The following is a 12,854-nucleotide window of genomic DNA, read 5'->3' as shown; positions in this document are numbered from 1 at the left end:
CGCCAAGTTTTCAACGCGTTCTTTTCCCCCTTGTCTATCCGCTTTGCTGCGCTCCCCAGAACTTAAAATTGTACACTGAATCGCTGAGATATGAAGATTACGCCCTGCCTCCCCTGTCCGCTATGATAGTATCAAAACACAGACAGGAAGGTTGAGCGTATGGAAGAATCCATTGGCATGACAAGGAACAAGACAGCAGAGTCACCGCTGCGTCAGGCATGGATCAGGATATGGGGAATGCGGGCGTTGTACCTGATGCTGCTTCCCTGCCTAATCTGGTATTTTGTATTCAAATACTTGCCGATGTACGGCGTCATTATCTCCTTCAAGGACTATAGTTTTACGGACGGCATCCTGCACAGCCCCTGGGCCGACCCGTGGTACAAGTATTTCAAAATGTTTTTTGATTCTCCGTATTTCTTACAGCTTATGTCCAATACCCTGCTGATCAGCTTATACAAGCTGGTGTTCGGGATGCTGCCTTCGATCATTCTGGCGATTCTGTTCCACGAATGCCGGGTGATGTGGCTGAAGCGGTGGGTCCAGACATTAAGCTATATGCCGCATTTTTTGTCCTGGATTATCATTTACGGCATTTCGGTGGCTTTCTTTTCGGAGACGACCGGGCTGGTCAACCGCTGGATTACAGAAGCGGGCGGCTCGTCCATCTCTTTCCTCGGCTCAACGGAATGGTTCCGCAGCATGCTGGTCTCGACTGAAATCTGGAAGGATATCGGCTGGGGCGCAATCGTCTATTTGGCTGCGATCAGCGGGATCGACCCGACGCTGTTCGAAGCGGCCAGGGTAGACGGCGCCAGCCGGCTGCGGATGATTTGGCATATTACACTTCCCGGTATCCGCAATGTCATCATCCTGCTCCTGATCCTCAAAATCGGCAGCATCATGGACGCCGGATTTGAGCAAATCTATGTTTTCTACAACCCGCGCGTATATGAGGTCGGCGATATTATTGATACCTGGGTATACCGGACCGGTCTGGAGCAAATGAACTTTAGTCTGGCGACCACGGTAGGATTGTTCAAATCAGCTATTGGCTTTGTGCTGGTGCTGGGGGCCAACAAGCTGGCTAAACGATGGGGGGGCGGAATATGGTAAACGCCAAATCCGATAAATTATTTAACACCGTGGTCTATCTCCTGCTTGCAGCAGTGGCGGTAGTGGCAATCTTCCCGCTGCTCTATGTCATTTCAATGTCGCTGACGCCATACAGCGAAGTCATCAAAAACGGAGGTTTTGTCGTCATTCCGCGCAGCATTTCTTTTGAAGCTTACCAGCGGATTTTGGCCGACCCGGCGCTTGGCCGATCCATGCTGGTCACGGTGTTTGTCACAGTGACCGGCACCGCCATCAACATGATTCTGACAACGATGGCCGCCTATCCGCTCAGCCGCAGGAATTTGCGCGGAAGGACCTTCTTCCTGCTGTTTATCGTCATCACCATGCTGTTCAACGGCGGCCTGATTCCAACCTATCTGGTTGTCCGCTCGCTGGGGATGCTGGATACCCTATGGTCGCTCATTATTCCGGGGGCAATCGCCACCTTCAACGTGCTTATTATGAAAAGCTTTTTTGAGAATCTGCCGGAAGAGCTGTTTGAATCGGCCAAAATAGACGGGGCCAAGGAATTCCGCATTTTATGGCAGATTGTCATTCCGTTGTCGATTCCATCCATAATGACGGTTGGCCTGTTCTATATGGTCGGCCACTGGAATTCTTTTTTCTCGGCGATTCTGTATATTACCGACGTGAAGCTGCATCCGCTGCAGGTGGTCATCCGCAATATGCTCCTGCTGACTCAATCGAATGAGCTGCAGGCCGAGGTTACCGTCCCGACAGCAGCCATGCAGATGGCGGCGGTCATTGCCGGAAGCCTGCCAATTATCGTGGTGTACCCGTTTATCCAGAAGCATTTTACCAAAGGGATGCTCCTGGGAGCGATCAAGGGATAACTGGGAATCCGTTAAGGGTTCCCACTTCATTCATACTACTGTGCAAGGAATAAATCAGAGAAAAGGCAGGGGTTGTAATGAGAAAGAAGAACAGAGTAATGGCGTGGACCGCGTTGGCTATGACTGTCGCGCTTTTCAGCGGCTGCGGCGGCGGGTCCAATACGCCCAAAACCGCAGAAGGCGATGCTTCCGCTAAGTCGGCAGCCGGGCCGGTGGACATCGAAGCAGCCGAAATCAGCTGGGGCACCAGCCTGCCGGCGGATGATTTCATCAAGAAAGCGCTGGATGAACAAGTAGGCGTTAATCTGAAGCTGACACTCGTAGGCGACCAGAACGACTATGAGAATCAAATGAATGTCCGTGCGGCCTCGGGCAATCTCCCCGATCTGCTGATGGCGACCAGCAAAGCCCATCTGCAAAAACTGGCCCAGTCCGGTTCTTTGCTCGACTTGACGCCGTATCTGGACAAACTGCCGGAATACACCAAATTTGTCGGGGATGAGGTGCTGAAGAAAGGCATTCTGGACAGCAAGCAGTATGCATTGCCCAAAACGGGTCAATCAGTCTCCTACACGTATTGGATTCGCAAGGACTGGCTGGATAATCTGCAATTGCAGCCGCCGGCTACCGTGGATGAACTGCTGGAGGTTGCTAAAGCGTTTACAACCAACGATCCGGATAAAAACGGCAAAAACGACACCTTTGGCCTCACCGGCACCAACTTCCAGACCTTTGACCCGATATTCGGCGCTTACGGTCTCACCAATATTTTTGACACCTCGCAGCTGTTTGTCCGTGACGGCAAGGTAGTCAGCACATTCTACCAGCCGGAAATGAAAGAGGCACTCACCACTATCAAAGGTTTTCTCGATGCCGGAGTCGTTGACCCTGAAATTGTAAGCAACAAGGGGACGATGGCCATCGACAAGGCGTTTCAGGGCAAGGTGGGCATCATCAACACCGAATGGGCGCAAATCATGAAAGACGACAAGGTAGCCGTCTGGAAAGGCGCCAATCCGAAGGCGGAATGGATTCAGCTGGCTCCCCCGAAAGGACCAACCGGCATCGCAAATGCCAATTCTCTGAATATCGGCGCTTCCAGCGGCCTGTGGGTCATCCCCAAAAAGCTGGAAAGCGAGCCTGAAAAGCTGAACAAAGTGCTGGAGCTGCTCAATTATGTATCGACAAAGGAAGGCAACCGGCTGGTTCAGTATGGGGTGGAGAATACCCACTATACGCTGGAAGGCGATACTGTCAAAATTACCGACAAAGGCCGCTCCGACGCTTCGTTCACCTGGCTGTACCAGTTCACAGGCCGCCCGGAAACGGATTATCTGAAATCCAAATTCAGCAATCTGGCCGCCTATATTGACTTTGAAGCCAACCTGCCGCGCATCCAGACACTGGACGGCTTTGTGACCAGCCCTCCGGGCTACAACCCGGCCGACGCCAACCGCTTCATTGAAGAAGAAATGATCAAATTTGTCTATGGCAAAGCCAAGATCGACAGCTACAGCAAGTTTCTGGAGACGCTGGAAAACACGTTCAGCTACAAGAACTATCTCGATACGGCGATCAGCCAATTGAATGAACTCGGTTACGGGAAATAAGACATTTAAGAGTAGGAGAGCTGCTTTTATGGAATTATAAATCTTACCTTGTGACTAATGTTTTGTATGCTTTTGAGACAGACCCGGCTGATTATAATTATGACGCTAATCCCACTAAACAAAGCTTGGTTGCTCATGATGTATGCTATAAGGTTTATTTGAAACCTTACAGCTAAACCACTTTGATTATATCTGCGACATAAACTCCGGGCAGTTCTTTACTAATTTATTTAGAGATGTCTCTATCTTGTAGAGATGTCTCTTTTCTTTTACAGCTCACATTTTGCAAATTCGGTTAGTCATGCCCAAAATCAATTTAGAATCCGGCTACTCACAAAAACAATTCTAACCATTCAAGCTCCCAAATAATTCATGCATGTGATCAAAATATGGGTAACTCCAAAAATAGCACACGGAACGAGGAGGACATAGTTCTTCATCCAAAGCCCGGCAAAAAAGAAATAAAGCGGCGGCATGCAAGCAATTCCCAGTATCAATAACCACGGAGCCACCACTCCGTTATAGTAGAAAATCCAAGAAATATAATAGCCTGCCAAAAAGAGAACTGCTAATCCTATATAAAAGTTTCTATTCCTCCCTTCAGCTTTGTTTAACAGAAAAATCATCAGAGTAACCGTTAGCACTCCAAACAATCCCTCAATAATATTGAGTGTTTTATAGGCAGAACTGTTTCCGGTAAGCACATCATTTACTGGAGGCACTAGCATCCAGATGATATTAGGAAGCAGTTGCAATGCGTATAATAAAAAGCCTGTCAACGAAAATCGAATTCTATAATTTCTCATAATACCCTCCCAAATTTCTTTATGGGTTGAGTATATTAAAAAGTGAAAAACCACACATCAGCCTCTAGCCGGGTTATTTTATATATACTCTGCGTTGCATACAAGCTGACATTAACCGAATCGTATAAACAATCTGGCGAGGAATAAAAAATCCCTATTGTATAGGGGTAGAAGAACAGGTAGAAAAATGAACAAAATCACCCTGGCGGGTGAATAAGGGTCTTGGAGGTTACGAAGTCCGCATTTGTTGTATAACATCCAGGATTTTCGTCCATTTGGTGAAGCCGCGCCCACATTGTTGTACAATTCACAAGATTTTTGTACGTTTAGCGTACTTTGGACACAGATTGTTGTATAACGTACAAGATGTTCGCCCATTCGGTCTGCTTATATCACACTTTGTTGTATTCCGTGCAAGTTTTCGAGGGTTAACACCTTAGGGGAACCCTTTATGTGTCCTTCAGCAATTCCAAGTGGAAAAAGGATAACTAATTTGCCCGAATCTCCTGTTCTCCGCAGGTTAAGTGGAAAAAGGGTAACTAATTCAGCTCATTTCGCCCCTAACTAAGTCATATGGCCCAATTAAGTTCCCTTTTTCCACTTCAATCTCACAATTGTTGATTTCTGAGAGAAATAAGTTTCCTTTTTCCAACTAGCACTGTTCACCTACTTCTTGGCACGGGCAATATACAAGGTGATCCGGACACATAATCCGTTATTGAGGTGAAAAGGGCTGCAATCTCCCCGAAAAGAACAAAATCACCCTGGCGGGTGAATAACAACACGGGGCTTACGGCCGCAGGGATTCCCCGCCGTTCCAAAACCAACGGGGGTATGCTGAAGACGGATTGTTGTATTATAGGCAGCATAGGCAGGCTTAGCGTCCTTTGACTTGCTTAGAGCTCATATTGTTATACCACATGCACAACGCTCGCCCAGAAGTTAGTTAAAACATGCATTGGGGGCCGTATGATTATGGTATGGGTCATTCTGCGGACACGATGAGCTTCCTTCACGATCGATCCGCAACCGTTGCGGACTGGAAAGCCGTTATTCATAGAAGATTCGTCTATTCCGCAGGACGGACTGAGATGCCTTTATTTGTCCTTTTCCCCTTTATTCCAGGTTCAATCGAACGATATAACGGTTCCTGAGTCCGTATCCGCTGAAAAAACAAGATTTTTGGCAAAATAAGGGCTCCTTTGTCCGCTTCAGTCCACGGATGAAGCTCAACCCTCCTGCATCACTTTTATCCTCGGAGGCTTCCAAGATATCCTTTTTTACACTGTATAACTTCCTATAAAATAAAAAACGCGGCTCTTGAAATTTTCAAGAATCCGCGCTACGTATGTTTGTTGGGGATGCTGGTGAAGGGAATTGAACCCCCGGCCTACGCATTACGAGTGCGTTGCTCTACCCCTGAGCTACACCAGCTTACAGCATTTTTCTGTCAAACAAAATACATTATACATCGTCTGGAGAAAAACGCAACCCTTTCTCTTACAGCCCGATCAGGAAACGGTTACAGCATTCCCCGCTTGCGGAAGTAATCCAGCGCCAGCCGGGCGCTCTCCAGTGACGACGATGCGAAAACCTCCTGCTCCACGATGTAGTGCTGAATTCCGGCTTCATCCGCAGCCTTGAAGACACTATCGAAGTCTACTTGACCTTTTCCGAGATCGGCTTCCTCATGGCCTGCGCCGAAATCCTTGATGTGGACCAGAGGCACGCGTCCGGCATAGCGGGAGATATATTCTGCCGGTACCGCACCGCCCACATGGACCCAGCCCAAATCAAACTCCGCCACCATATGCTCAGCAGGAATCCGCTCCAGCCAGATGTCGATGACGGCCTGCCCGTTGACCTGCTTGAACTCAAAGTCATGGTTGTGGTATCCGTACTTCAGCCCTGCTGCCCGTACCAGCTCGGAAGCCTTTTCAAAGAATGGAATCAGAGCCAGCACATCGTCCAGCGCAGGCTGCTCCGGAAGAGGCGCAGAAGGTGTGATAAGATACTCCAGCCCCACCTCCCGGGCATATTCGATCTCTCTGGATAAGGCCGATTGCATATTCTCCAGACTGCTGAAATCCAGCCCTACATGCGCTGAGGGGGCCGACAGTCCAAGCTCATCCAGCGTTTTGCGCAGTTCTGCAGCTGATACGCCAAAATACCCGGCAAATTCCACCGATTTGTACCCGATCTCCGCCACCTTGCGCAGCGTCCCCAGAAAATCCTTCTCCGCCCTGTCCCGCAGCGTGTACATCTGTATCCCGATCTGCTGTTTGATAGCCGCCATTACGCATCCGCTCCTTGTCGCTGTAATTGTTATGAATTAATCCGCCTGCAGCTTGCGTTCCACCGATTCCAGCTTGCTGCGGCTTGTGGACGGCTTATCCCGCCGGTCATCAATCTTGAGCGAGGTGGATACCCGCTGTGCTCCGGCAGTAAAAGGGGACTCGTGCAGCGCTTCGACGGCCGCCAGAATCCGCGCCAGCGGACCTTCGATAATGGTGCCCATGGATGTCAGCTCGTAGGTAATGCCTTCCACCGTCTCCAGCACGCGCTGCATGTCAGCCACATAGCTGCTGAGGCTGGTGCTGCCTGTACCAATCGGAATTACAGTTACTTCGCCAATCGCCATCCTGAAATCCCTCCTATTATAAGCCTCTATAAGCCTCGTTACATAAGTCTCTGGTCCCTTCTATTGTAGCAACTCCTGCCTCCCCCCACAAATCGCCTAAAGTCCTACTGCGGGTATGACCAGGTTTTGGAACTTTTGTGGCGTATTTTGGACAATTTTTGAATCAGTTCCGGCAAAATTTACTCCCGTGCTGTGGATTACCTGTGGACTAATTGTGGACGAACACCGGGTTATCTGTGGATCAGCTGTGGACCAGCTGTGAGTAAACGGGCGGAGTCCGCACCGGGCGCGGGTTCGCAAAAAATTGTTTACAAACACAAGATATTGGGTTATTTTTATCTAGCGACAACAAAATATAGTGGAAACAGGTGCTTTGCTCTTCCAGGAGAGTTGAAGCTTAATAGGGAAGCGCGGTGCAAATCCGTTGCGGTCCCGCCACTGTAACCGGATGCCCTGCAGGCTCCAGAAGCCCTGCGGAGCAGTATCCTGAGGCTCACGCCACTGAGGGGTAGCCCCCCTTGGGAAGGCGCCCCGGATTCACCGGAAGCCAGGAGACCTGCCTGTTTCCGGGCACCATTATTTACGCCTGCGAGGAACAGGAGAGGTGTCCGCATGCGGCCTGCACAAGCAGATTTAGCCTTCCCTTATGCCAGGGAGCCAAGGCTGCCGATACCTGAACGCGATAAGCCTTATCACGTTCAGGTATCGGCTTCTGCGGGAAAGCATATTTCCATGGAGACCATCCGCAAATATCCGCTCAGGTTATTTGCGCTACGCATCCGGGCATTTTCCGCCTTCCTCGGCGGGGGATGCTTTTTTATTACAATCAGAACATGTTTCATATACGGAGAGGAGAGCTAGACAATGACGCTGCTGGAGAAACGGTACAACGGTGGACAAGCTGCACAGGAGGTTCTTTTGGAGGAAGTGATCCATTTGGGGCGCGATATTATCGACAGCCGGGATTTGGATCTGCTGCGCGAAAATGCGAATTTGAACGGTGAGAGCTTTTCCGGCAAAATGAGCAAGTTCGGCAGTGAGTATTCCAAGTGGTATGCCCGCAACTTCACGATGCCGCCGCAGCTCGTGCAGGCTACCCTCGATAATGTGGTGTATGTCCACGATCTGGACCAATACGCGATCGGAACCACCAACTGCATCTTTATCCCGTTCGAGCAGCTTCTCCGCGAAGGCTTCAACACCGGCAACGGCAGCGTTCGTCCACCCAACTCGATTATGACTGCGATGTCGCTGGTGGCGATTATTTTCCAGTCGCAGCAGAATGCCCAATACGGCGGCGTATCCGCCAACAAGCTGGATTTTGATCTGGCTCCTTATGTGACCAAGTCCTTCGCCAAGCTGTTCCGCAAGGGACTGGAATATTTCGAAGAAGGTACAGCCGGAGAGATCGGCGGGGAAGTCACTATGAGCCGCAGCGATCTGGCGGAGCAGTATCCGCGGGCCTTCCGCTTTGCGCTGAAGGAGACGGAAAGTGAAACGCTTCAGGCCGCAGAGAGCATGATACATAACCTTAATACAATGTCCAGCCGGTCGGGCGGACAGATTCCTTTTACCAGCATCAACTACGGCACCTGCACCTCTCCTGAAGGGCAGCTGGTCATCAGCTCGCTGCTGATGGCCACGATGAACGGTCTGGGCAGCGGCGAAACGCCGGTGTTCCCGATCCAGATCTTCAAATGCAAGCAGGGCGTGAACCAGCAGCAGGGCGATCCGAACTACGAGCTGTTCCTCAAGGCGGCGGAATGTTCCGCCCGCAGACTGTATCCGAACTTCGCCAATCTGGATGCGCCGCTCAATCTGCAATATTACGATCCGGCTGATCCGGATACCGAATTTGCCACGATGGGCTGCCGCACACGGGTGCTGGGCGACCGCTTCGGACGCAACCACTGCTCCGGCAAAGGCAACCTGTCCTTCAATACGCTCAATCTGGTGCGGCTGGGACTGGCCTACGGCATTGCCACAGGACGCCGCCTTGCCGCCGACGAAGAAGGCTTCTATGACGATCTGAACCATTACATGGACATCGCTCTGGAAGGTCTGCTTCACCGCTTCCGCATCCAGGCCTCCCAGAAGGCCAAGGCTTCCGATTTCATGATGCGCGAAGGCGTCTGGGAAGGCGGCAAAGCGCTCGCTCCCGAAGATAGTGTAGGCGAGCTGCTGAAGCATGGCAGCCTGTCGATTGGCTTCATCGGCATGGCGGAATGCATGAAGGCCATGTACGGCAAGCATCACGGCGAGGACATGGAGATCCACGCCAAGGCGCTGGCCATTGTCCGCCACATGCGGGAATACTGCGACCGCAAGAGCGAGGAGCTGAACCTCAACATTACGCTGTTCGCCACACCGGCTGAAGGCCTGTCCGGCAAATTCACCAAAGTGGACCGCAAGGTGATCGGCTCGATTCCGGGCGTCACCGACCGTGAATATTATACGAACTCTTTCCATATCCCGGTCTACTATGAGCTGAGCGCCGCACAAAAAATCAGCCTGGAAGCCCCGTTCCATGAATACTGCAATGCCGGCGCAATCTCTTATGTAGAGCTGAACGGCAATGCCCGCAGCAACCCGGCGGCTTTTGTGAAGATCATCCGTTATGCGCTGGAGCAGCAGGTCAGCTACTTCAGCATCAATCACCCGATAGACCGCTGCTCGGACTGCGGCTACGAAGGCGTGATCGGCACGAACTGCCCTTCCTGCGGCGCGCATGAGAACGATGTGCATATCCGCCGCCTGCGCCGGGTAACCGGCTATCTGACCGGCGACTACCAGACCCGCTTCAATGCCGCCAAGCAAGCCGAAGTAAGGGACCGCGTTAAGCATCTATGAATATATGCGGCTACTACCCGGAATCGATCAACGAAGGAGAGGGCATGCGGGCCGTCCTCTTCCTCAGCGGCTGCCGTCACCGCTGCCCGGGCTGCTTCAACCCGAAGACCTGGAATTTCAACTACGGCGAGCCGTTCACCTTGGAGCGCCAGCGGGAGATTATCGCCGAGATGGCGGCAAATCCGCTGCTGGACGGACTGACGCTGGCGGGCGGCGACCCTTTTTTCTCGGCAGAGGAGGCTGCGGGCTTCATTCAGGAGCTGCGCAGCGTGCTGCCGGACTATTCCGTATGGATTTACACCGGCTATACCTATGAGGAGCTTACAGCGGCTCCGGGCTCACCCGAATGGAACCTGCTGGCTCTGTGTCAGGTCGTGATTGACGGGCGTTTTGTGGAAGAGCTCAAAGACACCACCCTCCCCTACCGGGGAAGCAGCAACCAGCGGATTATTGATATTCAGGCCAGCCTTGCCGGTACGGAAATCGTACATTGGCAGCCGGCAGTCTTATAAATTTGGCAACTATCAAAGAGCAGGCCAAGCCTTGGTGCGGGCCCCTCTCTGCGCTTATATACTTCAATTTTTGATATTGAAAATTAAACCCAAAAATGAAAGGATGTATGAACTTATGCCACAGCTCGTAGTGAAACCCGACAACCGCCAATTGGCTTTTGATGAAATCCGTCTCTCCGTGTACGCCGACCGTATCCTGAAAGGCCTGGATCATCTAAGCAAAGAAACCCTGCTGCGCGGGGTGCAGTCCAAGCTGCGCCGTGAGGAGGTCAGCGGAGAAGAGATCAGTAATGCCTTCACGATGAGCGCGCTTGAGCTGGTTACCAAAGAAGAGCCGGACTGGAAATTCGCCGCTGCGCGTTCACTGCTGACCTCCCTGTACAAAAAAGCTGCCGTCAACCGCCGCTACAAAGCTTACCCGGATGAGCCTTACGGCGAGCTGTATCCGCTGATTACCGATCTGGTGAAAAAGGGCATCTACCGCGAAGAGCTGCTCTCCCACTATACCAAGGAGCAGATTGAGGAGCTTGGCGGCTGCATCGATTACACACGCGACCTGCTGTTCGATTATATCGGCCTCTTGACCCTGTCTGACCGCTATCTGGCTCATGATTTTGACGGGCGCGTCATGGAGCTGCCGCAGGAGCGTTATATGATTATCGCCATGTTCCTCATGCATACCGAGCCGGAAGAGAAACGTCTGGAGCTGGTCAAGGAAGCCTACTGGGCGATGAGCAACATTTATATGACCGCTGCTACCCCTACCATGTCCAATGCGGGTAAAAAGGTCGCCGGACAGCTCTCCAGCTGCTTCATCGACACGGTAGACGATTCGCTCGAAGGCATCTTCGACTCCAACACCGATGTGGCCCGGCTCAGCAAAATGGGCGGAGGCATCGGCGTCTACCTCGGCAAGGTGCGGGCCCGCGGCTCCGATATCCGCGGCCACAAGAACACCAGCTCCGGCGTTATCCCGTGGATCCGCCAGCTGAACAATACCGCGGTCAGCGTCGATCAGCTCGGCACACGCAAGGGCGCCGTCGCCGTCTACCTCGACGTTTTCCATAAAGACATTCTCGCCTTCCTCGACCTGAAGCTGAATAACGGCGACGAGCGGATGCGCGCGCATGACGTATTCCACGGTGTCTGCCTGCCCGATCTGTTCATGGAGGCTGTGGAAGCACGGGGACACTGGAATCTCTTTTGCCCGCATGAAGTGAAGAAGGTAATGGGCTGGAAAGATGCCAAAGGACGCGCACTCGGTCTGGAGGATTTCTATGATGAACAGCTGGGACAGGGCTCATTCCGTGAAAAATATGCCGAAGCCACCGCCAATCTGGAGCTTTCCCGCATCACGGTTCCGGCCATCGACATCATGAAGCGGATTATGAAATCCCAGCTCGAAACCGGCACGCCATATATGTTCTACCGGGACACCGTCAACCGTTCCAACCCGAACCGCCACCAGGGAATGGTCTTCTCCTCTAACCTGTGCACGGAAATTATGCAGAACCAGTCGGCAACGGTTATTGAGAGTGAAGAGCTGGTTACGAAGGACGGACAGACCCGGATCGTGATCTCGAAGGTTCCCGGCGACTTCGTTGTCTGCAATCTGAATTCCATTCACCTGGCCCGCGCTATTCCGGCAGGCGTGCTGGAGCGGCTGGTGCCGATTCAGGTCCGCATGCTCGACAACGTCATCGACATCAACAATATTGAAGTGCTGCAGGCGCAGTACACAAACAGCCAATACCGTGCGGTCGGCCTCGGCACCTTCGGCCTGCATCATCTGCTGGCACTGGAGGGCATCCGCTGGGAGTCCGATGAAGCCGTGGAATACAACAACCATCTGTATGAGCATATCAACTATCTGGTAGTGCGCTCCAGCATGGAGCTGGCCCGTGAGAAGGGCCGCTATCCGAAGTTCGCCGGTTCCGATTGGGAGACCGGGGCCTACTTCACCTCGCGCGGCTATACCAGCGGCGAACAGGAAGGCAAATACGTGACTACAGAGCAGTGGCGTGAGCTGCAGGAGCAGGTGGCTGCGGACGGCGTGCGCAACGCCTGGATGTTCGCGATTGCCCCGAACGGCTCGACCTCGATCATCGCCGGCTCCACAGCCAGCATCGATCCGCTGTATGAGCTGCTCTCCTATGAGGAGAAAACCACCTACAAGATCGCCAACCCGGCACCGGATCTGTCCGAGAAGACGATCTGGTACTATAAAACGGCGTTCCTGATCGACCAGAACTGGTCCATCCGCATGGCCTCGGCCCGCCAGCGCCATGTTGACCAGGGCCAGAGCTTCAACCTGTACGTGACGCCGGACATCAAGGCCACCGATTTCCTGAACCTGCACCTGAACGCCTGGAAGGGCGGATTGAAGTCGACGTATTATGTACGGAGCCGTGCTTTAACTATAGAAGAGTGTGAGTCTTGCGCGAGCTAATTGTCTTCGTGCCTTG

The 12,854-nt window shown here is 52.3% G+C and carries 9 protein-coding genes, 1 tRNA gene and 1 riboswitch; of the genes, 6 read left to right on the top strand and 4 right to left on the bottom strand.

Features of this window, described 5'->3' with window-relative positions:
- Positions 1-177 precede the first annotated feature (177 nt).
- The 3 genes from PRIO_RS02960 to PRIO_RS02950 all read left to right on the top strand — a co-directional run bounded on the left by PRIO_RS02960 (position 178) and on the right by PRIO_RS02950 (position 3,580).
- Positions 178-1,116, top strand: coding sequence for an ABC transporter permease (locus PRIO_RS02960; protein ID WP_046506352.1), 939 nt, complete (start codon positions 178-180; stop codon positions 1,114-1,116).
- Positions 1,110-1,970, top strand: a complete 861-nt coding sequence (locus PRIO_RS02955; RefSeq protein ID WP_020431575.1) for a carbohydrate ABC transporter permease — start codon at positions 1,110-1,112, stop codon at positions 1,968-1,970. Before PRIO_RS02960 ends, PRIO_RS02955 begins: the two co-directional genes overlap by 7 nt.
- A 77-nt stretch (positions 1,971-2,047) precedes the next feature.
- Positions 2,048-3,580 (top strand): extracellular solute-binding protein, encoded by a 1,533-nt coding sequence (locus tag PRIO_RS02950; RefSeq protein ID WP_063850472.1) that lies wholly within the window; start codon positions 2,048-2,050, stop codon positions 3,578-3,580.
- Positions 3,581-3,933: 353 nt separating this feature from the next.
- Here the strand turns inward: PRIO_RS02950 and PRIO_RS02945 are convergent, their stop codons facing one another.
- The 4 genes from PRIO_RS02945 to PRIO_RS02930 all read right to left on the bottom strand — a co-directional run bounded on the left by PRIO_RS02945 (position 3,934) and on the right by PRIO_RS02930 (position 7,027).
- The gene (locus PRIO_RS02945; protein WP_046501083.1) at positions 3,934-4,386 is read right to left on the bottom strand and encodes a hypothetical protein; all 453 of its coding nucleotides are present in this window, start codon (positions 4,384-4,386) and stop codon (positions 3,934-3,936) included.
- 1,362 nt (positions 4,387-5,748) lie between these two features.
- A tRNA-Thr gene (locus tag PRIO_RS02940) sits at positions 5,749-5,820 on the bottom strand.
- An 88-nt stretch (positions 5,821-5,908) separates the two neighbouring features.
- Positions 5,909-6,682: a sugar phosphate isomerase/epimerase family protein gene (locus PRIO_RS02935; protein ID WP_020425677.1), complete on the bottom strand. Its 774-nt coding sequence runs from the start codon at positions 6,680-6,682 to the stop codon at positions 5,909-5,911.
- Positions 6,683-6,718: 36 nt separating this feature from the next.
- Complete coding sequence (locus PRIO_RS02930; RefSeq protein ID WP_020425678.1) at positions 6,719-7,027, bottom strand: MTH1187 family thiamine-binding protein; 309 nt, start codon at positions 7,025-7,027, stop codon at positions 6,719-6,721.
- Positions 7,028-7,376: 349 nt separating this feature from the next.
- Positions 7,377-7,605, top strand: a riboswitch (cobalamin riboswitch).
- A 286-nt stretch (positions 7,606-7,891) separates the two neighbouring features.
- On the opposite strand from PRIO_RS02930, the gene PRIO_RS02920 reads away from it, so the two are divergent.
- The 3 genes from PRIO_RS02920 (at position 7,892) to PRIO_RS02910 (ending at position 12,838) form a co-directional block, all read left to right on the top strand.
- Positions 7,892-9,877 (top strand): anaerobic ribonucleoside triphosphate reductase, encoded by a 1,986-nt coding sequence (locus PRIO_RS02920; protein ID WP_020425680.1) that lies wholly within the window; start codon positions 7,892-7,894, stop codon positions 9,875-9,877.
- A complete protein-coding gene (gene nrdG, locus PRIO_RS02915; RefSeq protein ID WP_020425681.1) occupies positions 9,874-10,389 on the top strand; it encodes an anaerobic ribonucleoside-triphosphate reductase activating protein in 516 nt (171 codons plus the stop codon). Before PRIO_RS02920 ends, nrdG begins: the two co-directional genes overlap by 4 nt.
- 115 nt (positions 10,390-10,504) lie before the next feature.
- Entirely contained in the window at positions 10,505-12,838 is a 2,334-nt protein-coding gene (locus PRIO_RS02910) for a ribonucleoside-diphosphate reductase subunit alpha (protein ID WP_020425682.1), read from the top strand.
- Positions 12,839-12,854: the final 16 nt, after the last annotated feature.

The organism is Paenibacillus riograndensis SBR5, assembly GCF_000981585.1.
Lineage (GTDB): Bacteria > Bacillota > Bacilli > Paenibacillales > Paenibacillaceae > Paenibacillus_AQ > Paenibacillus_AQ riograndensis.
Note: the sequence above shows the minus strand (reverse complement) of the source record. Positions and strands in the feature narration are given on the sequence as shown.